This is a genomic window from Tropheryma whipplei str. Twist, from assembly GCF_000007485.1.
GTDB lineage: Bacteria > Actinomycetota > Actinomycetes > Actinomycetales > Microbacteriaceae > Tropheryma > Tropheryma whipplei.
This window is the reverse complement of record NC_004572.3, coordinates 525,146-541,326: the sequence shown is the minus strand read 5'-3', so window position 1 is coordinate 541,326 and position 16,181 is coordinate 525,146. Positions and strand designations below refer to the sequence as shown.

At 47.8% G+C, this 16,181-nt stretch carries 17 protein-coding genes; 14 read left to right on the top strand and 3 right to left on the bottom strand.

What is annotated here, in order from left to right:
* The first annotated feature begins 14 nt into the window (after positions 1 to 14).
* The 6 genes from tsf (at position 15) to TWT_RS02545 (ending at position 4,677) form a co-directional block, all read left to right on the top strand.
* Complete coding sequence (tsf, locus tag TWT_RS02570; RefSeq protein WP_011102578.1) at positions 15 to 836, top strand: translation elongation factor Ts; 822 nt, start codon at positions 15 to 17, stop codon at positions 834 to 836.
* Between the two features lie 10 nt (positions 837 to 846).
* Entirely contained in the window at positions 847 to 1,542 is a 696-nt protein-coding gene (gene pyrH / locus TWT_RS02565) for a UMP kinase (protein ID WP_011096273.1), read from the top strand.
* Between the two features lie 199 nt (positions 1,543 to 1,741).
* Complete coding sequence (locus tag TWT_RS02560; RefSeq protein WP_237696826.1) at positions 1,742 to 2,251, top strand: ribosome-recycling factor; 510 nt, start codon at positions 1,742 to 1,744, stop codon at positions 2,249 to 2,251.
* Between the two features lie 35 nt (positions 2,252 to 2,286).
* A complete protein-coding gene (locus tag TWT_RS02555) occupies positions 2,287 to 3,129 on the top strand; it encodes a phosphatidate cytidylyltransferase (protein WP_011102577.1) in 843 nt (280 codons plus the stop codon).
* 147 nt (positions 3,130 to 3,276) lie between these two features.
* Positions 3,277 to 4,116: an exodeoxyribonuclease III gene (locus tag TWT_RS02550; protein ID WP_011096276.1), complete on the top strand. Its 840-nt coding sequence runs from the start codon at positions 3,277 to 3,279 to the stop codon at positions 4,114 to 4,116.
* An 18-nt stretch (positions 4,117 to 4,134) separates the two neighbouring features.
* A complete protein-coding gene (locus tag TWT_RS02545) occupies positions 4,135 to 4,677 on the top strand; it encodes a DivIVA domain-containing protein (RefSeq protein WP_011102575.1) in 543 nt (180 codons plus the stop codon).
* A gap of 229 nt (positions 4,678 to 4,906) precedes the next feature.
* Here TWT_RS02545 and TWT_RS02540 read toward each other — a convergent pair whose 3' ends face one another.
* Both TWT_RS02540 and TWT_RS04900 read right to left on the bottom strand, forming a co-directional pair.
* Positions 4,907 to 5,542: a transglycosylase SLT domain-containing protein gene (locus TWT_RS02540; RefSeq protein WP_230453706.1), complete on the bottom strand. Its 636-nt coding sequence runs from the start codon at positions 5,540 to 5,542 to the stop codon at positions 4,907 to 4,909.
* A gap of 8 nt (positions 5,543 to 5,550) precedes the next feature.
* Positions 5,551 to 5,721 (bottom strand): hypothetical protein, encoded by a 171-nt coding sequence (locus TWT_RS04900; protein ID WP_155105140.1) that lies wholly within the window; start codon positions 5,719 to 5,721, stop codon positions 5,551 to 5,553.
* 76 nt (positions 5,722 to 5,797) lie between these two features.
* Here TWT_RS04900 and groL point away from each other — a divergent pair, with 76 nt between their 5' ends.
* Entirely contained in the window at positions 5,798 to 7,420 is a 1,623-nt protein-coding gene (gene groL, locus TWT_RS02535; RefSeq protein ID WP_011102574.1) for a chaperonin GroEL, read from the top strand.
* 61 nt (positions 7,421 to 7,481) lie between these two features.
* On the opposite strand, the gene TWT_RS02530 is transcribed toward groL, so the two are convergent.
* The gene (locus TWT_RS02530; RefSeq protein WP_011102573.1) at positions 7,482 to 8,393 is read right to left on the bottom strand and encodes a hypothetical protein; all 912 of its coding nucleotides are present in this window, start codon (positions 8,391 to 8,393) and stop codon (positions 7,482 to 7,484) included.
* A gap of 141 nt (positions 8,394 to 8,534) precedes the next feature.
* Between TWT_RS02530 and TWT_RS02525 the strand changes: the two genes are divergently transcribed.
* The 7 genes from TWT_RS02525 to TWT_RS02495 all read left to right on the top strand — a co-directional run bounded on the left by TWT_RS02525 (position 8,535) and on the right by TWT_RS02495 (position 16,156).
* A complete protein-coding gene (locus tag TWT_RS02525) occupies positions 8,535 to 9,908 on the top strand; it encodes a homoserine dehydrogenase (RefSeq protein ID WP_033799971.1) in 1,374 nt (457 codons plus the stop codon).
* A gap of 6 nt (positions 9,909 to 9,914) precedes the next feature.
* Positions 9,915 to 10,967: a threonine synthase gene (gene thrC, locus TWT_RS02520; RefSeq protein WP_011096282.1), complete on the top strand. Its 1,053-nt coding sequence runs from the start codon at positions 9,915 to 9,917 to the stop codon at positions 10,965 to 10,967.
* A 40-nt stretch (positions 10,968 to 11,007) separates the two neighbouring features.
* Entirely contained in the window at positions 11,008 to 12,015 is a 1,008-nt protein-coding gene (gene thrB / locus TWT_RS02515) for a homoserine kinase (protein ID WP_011096283.1), read from the top strand.
* Positions 12,016 to 12,085: 70 nt separating this feature from the next.
* Positions 12,086 to 13,450 (top strand): transcription termination factor Rho, encoded by a 1,365-nt coding sequence (locus tag TWT_RS02510; protein WP_011096284.1) that lies wholly within the window; start codon positions 12,086 to 12,088, stop codon positions 13,448 to 13,450.
* A gap of 75 nt (positions 13,451 to 13,525) precedes the next feature.
* Positions 13,526 to 14,569 carry a peptide chain release factor 1 gene (gene prfA, locus TWT_RS02505; protein ID WP_011096285.1) on the top strand — a complete coding sequence of 348 codons (1,044 nt, stop codon included), beginning with the start codon at positions 13,526 to 13,528 and terminating at the stop codon, positions 14,567 to 14,569.
* 3 nt (positions 14,570 to 14,572) lie between these two features.
* A complete protein-coding gene (gene prmC, locus TWT_RS02500; RefSeq protein ID WP_011096286.1) occupies positions 14,573 to 15,430 on the top strand; it encodes a peptide chain release factor N(5)-glutamine methyltransferase in 858 nt (285 codons plus the stop codon).
* A 48-nt stretch (positions 15,431 to 15,478) separates the two neighbouring features.
* Positions 15,479 to 16,156, top strand: coding sequence for an L-threonylcarbamoyladenylate synthase (locus TWT_RS02495; protein WP_011096287.1), 678 nt, complete (start codon positions 15,479 to 15,481; stop codon positions 16,154 to 16,156).
* Positions 16,157 to 16,181 lie beyond the last annotated feature (25 nt).

Sequence of the window (16,181 nt, the reverse complement as noted above, 5' to 3'; positions counted from 1 at the left end):
AAGGAAGTGAGTGTGTGGTGGATATAAGCATGGCTGATGTGAGGCTGTTGCGTGAGCGTCTCGGTGTTGGCGTTATGGATAGCAGGAACGCGCTCATAGAGGCCGGTGGCGATATCGAAAGGGCGGTAGAGATTTTAAGGCTTAAAGGCCTTAAATCGGCTGAAAAGCGCGAGGGGCGCTCTGTTAGCGAGGGTCTTGTGGTCTCAAGGCAGTTTGCGACTCATGCCGTTTTGGCTGAGTTGTGCTGTGAAACGGATTTTGTTGCTAAAAGTGACAGATTTCTGGCCCTGTCGGAGAAAGTTGCTGATCTTGTCAGCGATGCCGATTCTCTTGAAACGGCCCTGCGTGTCCGGTGCGATGAAGGGTCTGTTGCTGATCTAATTGCCCTAGAAGCCGCTGTTCTGGGCGAGAATGTAGCCTTGCGCCGGTTTGCCCGTGTCGAAGGCAGCAGATTTTCTGTTTATATGCACCGTACAAGCTCTGATCTTCCTCCGCAGGTTGGGGTCATTCTTGCGTATGAAGGGCATGATGACGCAACAGCCCGCTTCATCGCCCAGCATATCGCGTTTGCGGCTCCCGAATATCTATCGGTTGGTGATATACCTCAGGGTATTCTCCAGAGGGAACGTGATTTGCTCACTGAAATATCAAGGGGTGAAGGTAAGCCGGAAGAGGTTTTACCTCAGATTGTTGAGGGTCGTTTAGTCAAGCTTTATAAGCAGAATGTGCTTCTTGAACAGGATTATGTGCGTGACAATAAGGTAACTATTTCAAAAGTGCTAGAAGCTACAGGTCTTCGTGTGATATCTTTTGCGCGCTTTCGTGTTGGAACCTGAGTGTGCATAGATGGCCAGTCGCAGAGTTCTTCTGAAGCTTTCGGGTGAATCCTTTGGTGGCGGCGCTCCGTTGGTTGACCCTGACGTGGTTAGCGCAATTGCCAGCGAAATAGTGAGGGTGTCAAAAACAATACAAATTGCCATTGTGGTTGGCGGTGGTAACTATTTCAGGGGGGCAGAATTAAGTCGTCGGGGCATGGCAAGGGATCGCGCAGATTACATGGGCATGCTCGGGACTGTGATTAACGCCTTGGCACTTCAGGACTTTCTGGAACAGGCCGGTGGCGATACTAGGGTCCAGTCGGCAATTAGCATGTCTCAAGTTGCTGAGCTATATGTGCCCCGTCGGGCCGAGAGACATCTTACGAAGGGCAGGGTTGTTATATTCGCTGCCGGTGCGGGTATGCCATATTTTTCAACCGATACTGTTGCAGTTCAGAGAGCGCTTGAAATCAAGGCAGATATTGTTCTGATTGCTAAAAATGGTGTAGATGGCGTTTATACAGATGATCCGCAAATAAATCCAAATGCAAAGAAAATATACAAAATTACGTATCGCGAAGCGCTGGAGAGGGGTTTGCGTGTTGTTGATTCCGCTGCCCTTGGGCTTTGTATGGAGCACGGATTGCCAATGCGTGTATTTGGGATGGAAAGTCTTAGAGATGCTGTTTCCGGTCTTAAAGTCGGCACGGAGCTAAGTCAATAAAGTTGTGTCGTGGTTAGGACTTTTCCTGTTAGATCCTTCGGCTAAACAGATTCCGCAACTCTGGGGTGTGATTTTGAGATAAGTGGGTTGTAAGTTTTGTTACGCTTAACTGTGTGCTGCCCCTTCTGGGTAGCTTGTCGAGCTTTGATGGTTTGGATCTTAGGTGGGCATCATGTGTAGCGGCGATGTGTCAGAGCGAATGAACAAAACAATTGAGCTTCTCAAGGAGCAGTTTTTGTCCATACACAGTGGCAGGGTAAATTCAGGACAATTCGAAAAAGTTATGGTTGATTGCGAGGGCGCTAGCGTTCCTCTGGTTAGCCTCGCGAGCATTAGGGTTTTGAATGCTAACACGATTGTCGTTACTCCATACGATTCAGCGCTTCTTTCACAGATTGACCGTGCACTTCGTAATGTACCGAATATTGGCACTCCCGGAAATGATGGGGAGTGCATAAAGATTGTCATGCCACAGCTAACAGAAGCGCGCAGACACGAATATGTAAAACAGGCTCGGGTGAAAGCAGAAGAGGCGAGGGTTTCAGCCAGGAATATACGCCGCAAGGCTAGGGCAAGCCTTGATGCTATGGGACTGGCAAAGGATGAAATTGTCCGTCGTGAAAAGGAATTAGACAAACTAACTAAGGATGTTATATCCGTAGTAGATGATTTGTTGAGACATAAGGAGTCTGAGCTTCTTAGGCTTTGATCCAGCCCCAAGACTTATCCGCAAATCTGTAGTGTTTGAATGAGGCTGCAATGCTTAGATATTTCTTCATGCTAAAACAAAGGGTACAGGCCCGCACGGGAAGGGATTTGGTCCTTGCAATCGGTGTGGGTCTTATTTTGGGCGGACTGCTTCTCATCTCTCTTTTTGTCTTTCTGCATTTGTTTGTTCTGGTTTGCATACTTGTCGGAGTTACCTGCCTTGCCGAGATCTTTACAGCCACCCACACGCGCGGTATCTTCATAGTCCGCCCTTTCTTGACCTTGTCTACTGTTGTTCTGCCCGTATTGGCATTCTTTTTTGCATCCTGGTTTTTACCGTCGATCGCGTTTTTCATGCTTACAATCCTGCTTGCCCAATTTTTTCTGCGTGCCAGGTTTTCTTTACATTCATTATTCATTTTTTTGTATATACCAATTACCGTTTCACTCTTCGCATTTATTGCCGCACATCCAACGGGAAGGTTATGGGTGTTTTTCATGCTTGTCACGGTAATTGCATCAGATACATTCTCGTACGTCTTTGGAACACTGTTCGGAAGGCATCTTCTTGCACCGCGTATAAGTCCAAATAAAACATGGGAGGGGCTCATGGGTGGTTTCTTTTCATCTCTCTTTTTTGGCACACTAACAGGTATTTTGCTGCTTCACAAGTCATTGCTGTTCAGTGCAACTGCCGCCTCAATTCTGTTTCTCTTTGCAATCCTTGGTGATTTAGCCGAGTCTTATATAAAGCGCAGACTTGGTGTTAAGGATATGAGCGGAATACTTCCCGGGCATGGAGGAATGCTTGACAGAGTGGACTCAATGCTTTTAAATATTTTTCCAATTCTTTTGCTTGTGCACATGAATTTTGTGTAAGGTACCCCATGCTCTCTGTCTCGACTGACACGGGGTTGTCGCCTGGCACGGTCCTTTATATCCGGGCAGAAAATCACTTTCTTTGCAACATCTCGTTTTATCGTGTCCTAAACGCTCACTGCGAACCATTTGGTGTATCATCTTTGCGTGCGCGTCGGTACATGGAATGTCAATTCAATTAGGGCACGTCTTGAACGTGTTTTGGCTTGGCTTAAAAATGAATGCATTGATGTTGCTGCCCTACAGGAGACTAAGGTCAGAACTGGGGATTTTCCTGTCGATGCCTTTAGAGACGCGGGATATTATTCTGAAGCTCATGGCCTTAGGGGATTTGAGGGCGTTGCAATTGTTAGCAGGTTCCCGATTAGAAGGGTTACGGTTAACATTCCTCGTGCACCCGGATTCTTGAGTGACCGCTGGGGTACGGATATTCCGCAGGAGGCTCGGGCAATTTCCGCAACGACTGGTGGTATTCGTTTGTATAGCCTGTACGTTCCCAACGGAAGGGAAGTCGGCTCCCCGCACTTTGAGTATAAGCTCGCATGGCTTAAAGCTCTTGCATCTCATGTCAGGACTGTTCTTAGAAGAACTCCGGGCATTCCTCTAATGCTTGTTGGGGATTTTAACATCGTCACCTGCGAACAAGATACAGCTGATCCCGACTTTCAGCTGCCTAATGACATAACCTGTTCAGGTCCTGAGCGTGAGGCCTTTCAGGCCATCCTTGACACGGGGATGTTTGACCTTATCCGCCCTTTTGCCCCAATTGGCTTTACATCCTGGAGTTATCAGCGTCAGCGTTTTCAGAATAACCAAGGCCTCAGGATAGATTTCATGCTCGGGTCTGATTCAGTCCAAAGAAGGACTATTTGGGGTGAAATCGATCGGGTGCAGAGAAGGCATCTTTTTGGCCTTACTCCCAGTGATCACGCCCCACTGGTGTCGGTTATTGATCCCCCTAGGCGGACATTTCGCAGAGACGACTGAACCTACCTGATTTTTGCAGTGAGAAAATTCCTGTTTCGTCGGACCTCTCCCTTTGCGCTCGGATACGACAAACGGCAAGTTGACACGTTTTTTTCGGCTGCTAAGGTTGCTTATGAAAACTCTGACCCGAAACTCCGGTCTTCACTTATTAGAAATATTACTTTCAAGCTGAGAAGGCGCGGTTATTCTCCAAAGCAGGTTGATGCAGCTTTAGATCGTCTTGAACGGGCGTGTATTTTTAAAGAGCGACAGGCCTATGTTGCACTACATGGATCCCAGGCATGGAAAGAGCATGTTGCATCCAGAATTCAACAGATTGCAGACCGTCTTCAAAAACCGCCGAGAAAACGTTTTATCCGCGAAAATTGGGGGTACGAGCCTAATTCTGTTGATCGAGTGCTTGATCGAGTGCTTGGCTATTTACGTCGTACCGGCACCCTAAGTGAGGATGAAGTCCGCTCTGCGGTCTTTCGACCCTCGTACAGGGGGTACAAAACAGGTCATGTTGATGCGTATCTCGATGAAGTTAGATTGATTATCATCATGCTTGAATGGAGATAAGCTGCGCCTAATCTTTATGGGCAGTGAATGAATATCCAGACCAGATGATCATGCGTCATATTTGCGCTTCGGATGACTAATTACGCCCGTTTTATTAGAGAAAAGCGTATCCTAAACCCTTAGGCGCAATAGCACCGCATCGACCGACTGTCTTAAAAATTGTGTTTATTACTTAGGATTACGAATAAATCCAAATCTCGCGCACAGCACTTCTGTACTCCCGGTGAGATTAGTACCAACCCTTTCGCACAGAATGTTCCCATGCCCCACACGGGTTGCCAAACCTTGCAGATATGTACCTCAAACCCCATGATACTTGGGTCTTTGGGTTTGTTCGCCAATCATCTCCAGCAACTTTCATTTTGTTACCTGGGAGGGCTTGGGGTATCCCATACGCCCCAGAATATCTGTTCATTGCGTATGGGTTCCAGCCAGATTCCTTGTTCCACAGTAGAACAAGGCATGTAAACTGCCTATAGTCCCATCCAGAGGCATAAACCCTTTCAAGGGCCCATGATTGTATTTCGCTGGTCGCGACGGGCTTGTAAAGTACGCTAAAAGAACCAAGTGGCCTTGAGGTGTACGCCCTGGAGTCCTGAGCATGCGGTGAGACGAAATAACCCCCGAGAGCAAGTGTTTGACCCTCCTTTTTCAGGTCCTGCAGGTTTTCAAAACCTTGCCAGGCGGAGCGATAAACATCATCAAAAGCGTACGCTCCACTTGGGGTGCCAGACAAAAGGGTCATCGTAAATGTGGCAACCGCGACCCTGACAGGCCAACCCCGGCGCTTTCGAAGAGCTTCCTTTTTACGAAGCTCTCTGCGCGGAAGGCGCCACGCGAGTGACTTGTACCTGATCGACCGCATCACAAAGATTATACAGCTCTTCTTGCATTTAACTTTGCGACTGATTCTAAGTCTGAACCCCCTGAGATACTTCCCAAAACACCGACTTTATTCTTATCAAAACCGGGGCAATCTGAGGATCTTTGAGTTTGCTTTGGGATGATTTTGTTGCCGCTGTTTGCCTCAAGAATTGTCAACATTACCTCCTCTATAGTCATGTTGTGGGTAGGTTATACTTAAACCCGGATTTGTTCGGTTTTCCAAGGAACGGAGATTATGGCTAAAAAAATCACTTTCAACGAGGATGCTAGACGTGGTCTTGAGCGTGGTCTCAACACATTGGCTGATACTGTAAAGGTCACCCTCGGGCCCAGGGGTCGCAATGTAGTTCTGGAAAAGAAGTGGGGTGCACCTGTAATAACAAATGACGGTGTGACAATCGCCAAGGAGATCGAGCTAGATGATCCGTACGAGAAGATTGGTGCAGAGCTTGTCAAGGAGGTTGCCAAGAAGACTGATGATGTTGCAGGTGACGGGACCACAACATCTGTTGTATTAGCCCAGGCTATGGTACGTGAGGGCCTCAAAAACGTGGCTGCTGGTGCTGATCCTATCAGTTTGCGCCGGGGTATTGAGAAGTCTGTTGCTGCGGTATCGAAAGCGCTTCTCACCTCCGCGAAAGAGGTTGAGACTGAGGCAGAAATCGCTGCCTGCGCCTCGATCTCTGCCGGGGATCCGCAGATAGGGGATATTATTGCCCAAGCACTCGAGAAGGTTGGCAAGGAAGGCGTTGTCACTGTCGAGGAGTCAAATACTTTCGGGACCGAACTCGAGATAACCGAGGGCATGCGTTTTGATAAAGGCTACCTTTCGGCTTATTTTGTAACCGATGCGGAGCGGCAGGAAACGGTTTTTGAGAACCCTTACATTCTTATTTGTGATAGCAAAATATCGAGTGTTAAAGATCTGCTCCCGGTTGTTGACAAGGTTATCCAGTCTGGTAAGCAACTTCTTATCATTGCTGAAGATGTCGACGGCGAGGCGCTTGCAACGCTCGTTGTTAACAAGATCCGCGGAATTTTCAAGTCTGTTGCCGTTAAGGCTCCCGGTTTCGGTGACCGTAGGAAGATGATGTTACAGGATATTGCCGTTCTTACAGGCGGTCAGGTCATTTCTGAGGAGGTCGGTCTAAAGCTCGAGAATGCCACTCTTGATCTTCTGGGTCGTGCCCGTAAGGTTGTTGTTAGCAAGGATGAGACGACAATTGTCGATGGTGCAGGGTCGTCTGATCAGATTGCTGGCCGCGTTTCGCAGATCCGGAAAGAGCTTGAGAATAGCGATAGTGACTATGACAGGGAAAAGCTACAGGAGCGCCTTGCTAAGCTATCGGGCGGTGTTGCTGTCATTCGTTCCGGTGCAGCGACTGAGGTTGAATTGAAAGAACGGAAACATCGCATTGAGGATGCGGTGCGTAATGCAAAAGCTGCTGTAGAAGAGGGGATTGTTGCAGGCGGTGGTGCTGCGCTTCTCCAGTCTGGCACTTCTGCCTTGAAGGATTTGCAGCTCACCTCGGAGGAGGCGGTTGGCCGAAATATCGTTCGTTCGGCTATAGAGGCGCCCCTCAGGCAGATATCGTTGAATGCTGGTCTTGAGCCTGGTGTTGTTGTTGGTAAGGTATCTTCTTTACCTCAGGGTCACGGTCTTGATGCATCAACGGGTGAGTACGTTGATATGCTTTCTAGGGGTATTTCAGATCCGGTAAAGGTTACGCGCTCTGCTCTTGAGAACGCTGCTTCTATAGCTGGGCTTTTTCTGACTACCGAAGCCGTTGTTGCCGAGAAGCCTGAGCCAAAGCCTGCTCCTGGCCCGGCCGATCCCGGTGCCGGGATGGATTTCTAAATCCTGTTTTGCCTGACTAGCGGCACGCACTTCTGTGTGCCGCTATTGTCTTGTGTCTCTTTTATGTCATTCTCTTGCAGAACTGTGATTTTGTGCTTATCATCGCAAAGATCAATACGGTGACGGGGGATACATCAGGGAGTGAGAGTAGAAGTACACATGCCCCGTGCGGAAAGAGTGTTTCAGCCCTGAATTCGAGCATTTTACCCGAGTCGTTAATTTCTCTGTCAGTTGCAAAGAACCAGGTTCTTATTAGCGCGGATATTGCCGCGCAGAATATTAGGATACTGCCAATTGCTCCGGTAAATTTGATGTTTTCTGTGAAGTTGACAGATAGTAATATACCGGCGCTTAGTAGGGGTATATAGCTCACTACCCTCCATATTTTCGGTATTTTTCTTGCAAGAATGGCTGCAGTGCAGGCTAGAAAAGAAAATATAACAGGCAGGGGTGCTGGCGCGAGGATGAAGCATACAGCGGAGAGTATGATTGCTGCTATTTTTCCGAAATATTTGTAATTTGCCAAAAAGGCCAAGATTCCGATAGAGACAAACTGCATTTCCGAACCTGTAGGTGGAATGCAGTACAGAAAAATAGCTATCAAAATTGCATCCAGCAGCTCTTTCCAGTAAAGAAATTTTGCCAATGCAATACCTACGAATATGGCAGCAGCCGTTATGCCTGCTTCAATATCGTAGAAGGACTGAAGAAGCCCAAACGCAATAATCGATACCATCAGAATGGAAAGCCTGTTCTGATGGCTGCGCACTCGACTGGGTAGGGCCAGGATCGTAACGCTTGCAATGATAATTAGCATATATGCCCCGAGGGTACCGTAGTTCGGAGCGGTATCTTTCCAGTTATTTATTCTTCTTAGTTCGCCAAGGGGGTCGGATTTAGCAAGTATGTATATAACTATCGCTGATGCCAGAACTACCAGTTTTTCTGCCACTGTGGTTGATAGAGTGCGCAATTTTCAAAATTTCTTTTAGCTCTTGAGTTTCTTGATTCTTAGACCATGCCTCTTCGAAACTCAAAGATTTCGGGTTTAATCACCAAACAAAGTAGCCTTGGATCAGTATACATATTGTATAACCGGGTTTTAGGGGCTTGTGTGGATTATAGGAGTCTAAAACTTGCACTATTCGGTGCTGGTCGGGTTGGCTCCTGCGTTGCACGTTTCCTGCTGAGCAATGCAGATGAACTAAAAATACGCACCGGGGGACTAGATATAGAGCTCATTGGGATCGGCGTAAAGGATTTGAGCAAAAGCCGTGAGTTGGATGCTTCGTACTATACCGATGATTTAGAGGGATTAATTCTCCGCGCGGATGTAGTGATTGAGTTGATAGGTGGCCTCCATCCTGCAAAGGAGCTTATAACAAGGGCTTTACAAGTAGGTGCAGATGTTGTAAGTGCAAATAAGACCCTTATCTCTGAGCATGGCCGTGAGCTTCTGGCATTGGCATCCAGCGTTGGCGCACAGTTTCTGTATGAAGCCGCTGTTTGTGCGGCAATTCCTGTTATACGCCCTCTTAAAGATTCTTTGAGTGGTGATGTTATACAAAAAATTTCGGGCATTGTAAACGGGACAACCAATTTTATTCTTGACAGAATGGAATCAACAGGGGATTCCCTCGAGAATGCACTAAAAGTTGCTCAGGATTTGGGTTACGCAGAGTCTGATCCCAGCGCAGATATAGAGGGGCATGATGCAGCCGCAAAGGCAACAATACTTGCCTCTTTAGCTTTTCATGCAGATATACCAAGAACTTTGGTGTACCGCGAAGGGATATCTAACATCACCCAGGAAACCATAAGCGCAGCAAGGGCGAGTAATAAATTCGTGAGGCTTTTGGCAATATGTGAGCGGATGGCAAATGACACTGATATTAGCGTCCGTGTGCATCCAGCGCTTATCGATCGCAAGCACCCCCTAGCTGCCGTGCGTGGCAATAAAAACGCAATTTTTGTACAGGCAAAGCTGGCTGGCCCACTCATGTTTTACGGCTCCGGCGCGGGAGGTCTAGAAACTGCTTCTGCCATCCTTGGTGATGTAGTGAGTATAGCCCGTAGATACAAGGCTGGATCTATCCCAACCTCCGAGATTTGGATAGATAATAGACGCAAGAGATCTGTGAAAGTGAGTCCGATAGATCTTATAAAAACCAGATATCAGTTTGTTTTATTTGCTATACAGTCTCCCGAGGCGCTTGCTCAGATTGCCAGGACATTCGCGGAATGTAAGGTGCTTTTGGATAGCCTGGTCCAGTCCCGGGTGGATTGTTCGAATCTACACACAAAACTCTCTGAGTCTGATGTAATAATGCGTCTGGTAGTTGTAACTGAGGTTGTTACAGACTCCGCCATATCCTCTGTAATTGTGGAGTTAAAAAATTGCTCGCATGTTGTGAGTATAGTAAGTGTTATGCGGATTGAACAGGGCGGTTTTGAAGAAACTGGCCTTGCGTTACCGGAAACGGCGTGATGCACGATGTATTTTAGAGGGATTATCAACGAGTACAGATCACGCCTGGGGCTTGACGCGGACCTTAAGGTTGTTACCCTTGGTGAGGGTAATACCCCCCTTGTGTATTCAGAAGCTCTGTCGAGCCTAACTGCCTCTTCTGTGTGGTTAAAGTTTGATGGCGCTAACCCAACTGGGTCGTTCAAAGATAGAGGTATGACAGTTGCCGTATCAAAAGCTGTGAATTCGGGCGTGCGCACGGTTATTTGCGCATCAACAGGTAACACTTCTGCTTCAGCCGCAGCTTATTCCGCCGCTGCAGGTATAGAGTGCGTTGTTCTCATCCCCGAGGGCTTCGTAAGTCATGGTAAGTTGTGCCAGGCTGTCGCACACGGCGCGAGAGTTTTGCAGATTAGAGGAAATTTTGATTCATGCCTCAGAGTGGCTAGGGAGCTCGCAGAAATTCACCCCGTACACCTTGTAAACTCAATAAATCCAGACCGTATAAGCGGACAAAAAACTGCTGCGTTTGAGATAATTGATGCCCTGGGGGATGCGCCAGATTACCATTATCTTCCTGTTGGTAATGCTGGTAATTACACGGCATACTATCTTGGATACAGTGAAGAGAAAGTTCGTGGAAACAGTACCCATATTCCGCGTATTTTCGGCTTTCAGGCAAGTGGTGCTGCTCCGATTGTCTCAGGGCATATTGTTGAAAATCCGCAGTCAATAGCAACTGCTATTCGTATTGGCAATCCGGCTTCTTGGAAACAGGCTCTGCATGCCCAACACGCGTGTAATGGTTATTTTGGGAGTATAGATGATTCAGGCATCCTCGAGGCACAGAAATTATTGGCACGCACTTGTGGGTTATTTGTTGAACCGGCCAGTGCGATAAGCGTTGCAGGCCTTCTTGCCTCAAAACCCCCAGAGGGCAGTAGTGTTGTGTGCACTCTAACTGGCCATGGATTGAAGGATCAACAGCTGGCCTTTCGTAAATCTGATGGCACAGAGTATTCCCTTCCGTCATTACCCGGTGATTCGCAATCAATAGCTTCATATTTGAATCTCGCGTGATGCCGCCTGATGCATCTGTTGCGCAAAATCACGGGAAGCAGTGAGATTGGAGGGTTGTAGGAATTTGAGTTTCACAGTTAAAGTCCCCGCGACAAGTGCAAATCTTGGCCCTGGGTTTGATTCGCTGGGCCTTGCCCTCGGCATGTACAGCACACTCAAGGTTGAGATTCTTGATGTTCCTGGGATTACGATAGAAACGCGGGGTTCCTCTCAATTTCCCTCTGATGACTCTAATCTAATAGTCAGGTCTTTGTTGCATGTCTTTGCATCCAGGGGTTTTACCGCACCCGGACTTCGCCTCGTGTCGGATTTTGATTTTCCTCCAGGACGGGGTCTTGGGTCGTCAGCAGCTGCAATATCTTCTGCGGTTCTTGCGGCACAGCGAATTATGTCTCATGCCTCGTATCCGCATGATAGTGCCGAGAGCTTTATTCTTGCAACAGATATAGAGGGCCATCCAGACAATATTGCAGCAGCGCTATTCGGTGGTCTTACAATAGCCTGGCTGCGTGGCTCTGGCGAAAAGACCGTTTCCCCTTCTTATAGACATGATTCCTCAGCCCGGCAAGGCACAGAGCCTGCATATAAAAAACTCGTGCCACACAGGGCCATCCGGCCTGTTATTTTTGTTCCGGTTAATCAGCAGATGTCAACTGTGGTCGCTCGTGGTCTGCAGCCATTTTCTGTTCCGTACACTGATGCCGTTTTCAATCTCTCCAGGTCTGCTTTATTAGTCGCAGCTTTGACGCAGAGTCCTGATGTTCTTCTAGAGGCAACTGAAGATCGATTGCACCAGAATTACCGTGCTGATGCTATGCCTGAAACATTCTCACTTATAGAACATTTGAGACATGCCAAACTTGCTGCAGTTGTATCTGGCGCTGGTCCGTCTATCCTTGTTTTAACTGTCGATCCTGCTGAACGCCTGAAGGCAATTGATGTGGTTACCTCTCATGCCAAAGGTCAATGGGAGCATTTTATGCCTGCTATTGATTTTGAAGGTGCTAGAATTTTCGATGGGCATGACCCTCTAGGACCCTTCTCTTGAGGCTTCGCCCGTGCGGTGTATTCTTCTGTTTTGATAATATTTTGGACTGTCTGGTCCTTGAAGGGAAACCATGTCTGATGGTGAGGATATTCGTAACCTCAGTCTTTCTAAATTACGCACTCTGGCGATTCAGAGGGGTATTAAGTCTGCCTACCGGTACAAGAAGAGCGATCTTTTAGAACGCCTGGCCGCCGCTGATAAGTCGGTTGTGGATGCCGCTGATTCGCCCGGAGAGAGTCCTATAACACTTGATGATCTGGCGAACGCTATACCGGAAGGTACGCCAGAGAGGCAGCAAACAGGCGATATCCGGCGTGTTAATGAGCCTGATCGGGTTAGCATAACTCGTGAGCGCCGTGGCAGGAGTCGGCGACGGCGGATCGAAGAAGGGATTTTAGACTCTTCACAGCTCGTTCCGATTGCAGGGGTTCTTGATGTACTGGATAGTTGTGCCTTTATACGAACTACCGGGTATTCTCCGGGGGATTCTGACATATATGTCTCACTGAGTCAGGTAAAAAAATATTCGCTCCGTAAAGGTGATGCAGTTGCCGGCGAGGTTGCCCGGGTAAAAAGTATTGATAGTTACAAACAGAGGCATTTTCCGCTTGTTAGTGTGAACACAGTAAATGGTTTAGAATTTCAGCAGGTAACTACTCGTCCGGCCTTTGAATCAGGTATGTGCGTGCCCCCTACGCGTCGCCTTAGAATAACACCAAAGACGGCCCCGGTCGAAAAGAGGATAGTTGATCTGGTATCGCCGGTGGCCAAAGGAACACGTGGCCTTGTTCGTGGACCAAGTAAAAGCGGTCGCACAACTGTTCTGCACGAAATCGCTGCCGGCCTGTGTGAGCAAAATAAAGAACTTCATCTGATTACTCTCCTTGTTGGTATAAGGCCCGAAGAGGCAACTCACATGTCCCGTACTTTGAGAGGTGAAGTGGTTGTATCCAGCATGGAATGCTCGCCCGAAGAACAAGTTGGCGTTGCAGAATTGGTTCTTGAGCGTTCTAAGCGTCTTGTTGAACAGGGTAGGGATGTTCTTCTTATTGTCGATTCGATGACCCATCTTGGTCGCGCCTATGCTCTTGTTGGTGCGCCACCAAGTCGCCTGATTGGATCCGCAGCGGAATTAAGTGCTTTGCGCCCGATCACAAGCTTTTTCCTTTCCGCACGCTGTATTGAAAATAGCGGCTCGATAACAATGCTTGCCACAGTTCTTAGTGAAAGCGAGAGTGCGTTTGACCGATTGGTTGAATATGATCTTGTTGCTGTGAGCGGCATGCAGCTTGTTTTGGATAAACTGGCCTCTGAGCGCCGAGATTTTCCAGCCATTAACCCCATACGGAGTTCTAGTAGGGATGAATTTACTCTCCTGAGTGCTTCTGAACAGAGTGAGGTGAAAAGGCTTAGAGTGCGCAGCGAGGGCTCGTGATGTTACCTGTACGATCGGCTTCTAAGACTTTTCTATTGCATATTTTGTCCCATCGCTGCATTCTTTAGGCTGGTAGTGTTTGAGACCATAGATACCCTCTTGCGAGAGCATAGCATCATAGAAGACAGGCTCTCGCGCTGTGACGCAAGTCCGTCTGAAATGAAAGATTTGAGCTTGAGATATTCGAAGCTATCTCGGGTAAAAGCTGCCTATGAGGAGTTTCAGAAAATATCACTTGATCTGAGTGCCGCCCGCGAACTTGCGGATGATGATCCCGGATTTCTCGTAGAAATTCCTGTTCTTACGGAAAAGCTTTCTGACGCTCAGGCCAGACTGCAAAGCCTTTTAACTCGGAGAGATGAAAACGATCATCGTGATGTGATTATGGAGATAAAGGGTGGCGAGGGCGGTGCAGAGAGCGCGCTGTTTGCCGCTGACCTATTGAGAATGTATGCGTATTTTGCCGATTCAAACGGGTGGAAAGTTGAGATACTGAGCTACAGTGAAAACACATTGGGTGGCTACAAAGATGTTCAGCTTGCAATAAGAAAAACACCATCAAGCACGCATGGGGTTTGGGAGCTTCTCAAATACGAGGGTGGTGTACACAGGGTACAGAGAGTACCAGCTACAGAATCACAGGGCAGAATACATACATCGACAACCGGAGTTCTGGTCTTTCCTGAAGTCGATGCCCCGGGGGAAATCGAAATAACTAATGATGAAATCAGAATAGATGTCTTTAGATCATCAGGACCCGGAGGACAGTCTGTTAACACAACAGACTCAGCAGTCAGAATAACCCATCTCCCAACAGGAATTGTAGTCTCCTGCCAAAACGAGAAAAGCCAGATACAAAACCGAGAATCAGCAATGCGGATCCTGCGAGCGAGGCTTATTGCTAAACGCCAGGATGAAATTGAAAAAACTACTCATGCAGCGAGAAAAAGCCAGATACGGGCCATGGATCGCTCTGAGAGGATTAGAACCTATAACTTCCCAGAGAATCGCGTGGTTGACCATAGAACGGGCTATAAAGCGTATAACCTTGACCAAGTGTTGAATGGTGATGTCTCTCAGCTTATTCGGTCATGTATAGAGGCGGACACGGACGTTTAGATCTTGTTTAGAGATCTTCTGTTGTGGGGCACCCGGCGGCTTTCCAACTCGCTTTCGCCCAGGGTTGAATCTGAAATACTTCTAAGCTTTGCTTGCAATATTTCGCGAGAATGTGTTATGCGGCACACCCTCCTATCAACGGGCAGTGTTAGCCCTATTGAAGTGGAAAAATATAAGAAGCTTATCGCGCAACGTTCAGAGGGATATCCCGTACAGTATCTAGTCCGCACGTCTGGTTTTTACGAACATGATATTTTAGTGGGCCCTGGAGCTTTGGTTCCGCGCCCTGAAACGGAGATCCTGGTTCAAAGGGTGCTTACAGAATTGTGTACCACGGGAACACTGATCCGGTCTGTATGGGATTTGGGTACCGGAACTGGATGTATAACCCTCGCGCTTGCTTCGCGTGCTACTGATATTGAATACTTGGCTGTGGATAAAAGTAATTCGGCTATACAGTGGGCTGAGAAGAATTTGCGCCATCTAAGGAATGTCACAATTCGCAAAGCCGACTTTACCGTTGATAGTGATTTGCTAGCTTTACTAAGCGAATTTGGCCCCCCTGATGTTGTAGTTGCAAATCCTCCATATTTGCCCCAATCGGTGATGCATGAGAAATATGAGCCGTATATGGCACTCTGTGGGGGAGGCCCTGAAGGTCTAGACCTTCTTCGGGCAGTTGCGAGGGCTTCTTCGATTGTCCTGGCTAATTCCGGGCTTTTGTTCTTAGAACATTTACCCGATCAAAGTCAATCCCTACGCGTATCCCTTGAGGCCATGGGCTTTTGTGATATAGAGAGCTTTTGTGATCTTAACGATAGGCTTCGCTTTTCGTCTGCAAAGATCATTAGGCTGGATTAGCCGCATTGAGATCCATAAATTACAGTTTTCAATTAGGATGGAACAGTAATGCCACAGACTTTTAACTGCAACAAAGATCCACTGTCCGCTTTTCGCGCCGCCAAAAGGTCGATTTCATCGGGTGGTGTTATTGTTGTACCAACTGATACCGTGTATGGCCTTGCGGCTGACGCGTTTCAGCCTGAAGCGGTTGGTAGGCTTCTGGAAATAAAAGGCCGCACCGCGGCTCCTCCCGTTTTGGTTGGCAGTATAGAAACATTTCAAGCGATTGTTGATGTGCTTCCGGAGCCGGCATTGGCTCTTGCCAAGCGTTTCTGGCCTGGCCCTCTCACACTTGTTCTTCGTACAAGACCTGGTTTGCTGTGGGGTGACACGGTTGCAGTACGGATTCCTCGGCATAGTTTTTTGTTACAACTGCTGGATGAAATAGGCCCTTTGGCGGTTTCATCGGCGAATATATCTGGACGGCGACCAGCTCTTTCAGTTCGAAGTGCTAGGGGTTCTCTTAGGGATAAGCCTGCTATGTATATTGACGGTGACCGAATTGATAATCCAGATCGAGTGCCCTCTTCAATAGTTGATTTAACAGATTTTTGTGAAGATTCAGCCGGTCGAATTTTTGAAGGTGTGTCTCCTAAAACTGCCCAGCCACGCCTTCTGCGCGATGGCGCTATTCCGTGGAAATCTCTAGAAAAAGCCATGCAAATGAAGCTTGTGAAGCAGTGATCTGACATTACAGAGAACAATACGG

What these genes read in the sequence shown, in the direction of transcription:
- TWT_RS02510 (WP_011096284.1), top strand. Translation starts at nt 12,086, where the DNA reads ATGTCTGATGGTGAGGATATTCGTAACCTCAGTCTTTCTAAATTACGC.
- groL (WP_011102574.1), top strand. Translation starts at nt 5,798, where the DNA reads ATGGCTAAAAAAATCACTTTCAACGAGGATGCTAGACGTGGTCTTGAG.
- thrC (WP_011096282.1), top strand. Translation starts at nt 9,915, where the DNA reads ATGTATTTTAGAGGGATTATCAACGAGTACAGATCACGCCTGGGGCTT.
- TWT_RS02495 (WP_011096287.1), top strand. Translation starts at nt 15,479, where the DNA reads ATGCCACAGACTTTTAACTGCAACAAAGATCCACTGTCCGCTTTTCGC.
- TWT_RS02560 (WP_237696826.1), top strand. Translation starts at nt 1,742, where the DNA reads ATGAACAAAACAATTGAGCTTCTCAAGGAGCAGTTTTTGTCCATACAC.
- TWT_RS04900 (WP_155105140.1), bottom strand. Translation starts at nt 5,721, where the DNA reads ATGTTGACAATTCTTGAGGCAAACAGCGGCAACAAAATCATCCCAAAG.
- TWT_RS02540 (WP_230453706.1), bottom strand. Translation starts at nt 5,542, where the DNA reads ATGCGGTCGATCAGGTACAAGTCACTCGCGTGGCGCCTTCCGCGCAGA.
- pyrH (WP_011096273.1), top strand. Translation starts at nt 847, where the DNA reads ATGGCCAGTCGCAGAGTTCTTCTGAAGCTTTCGGGTGAATCCTTTGGT.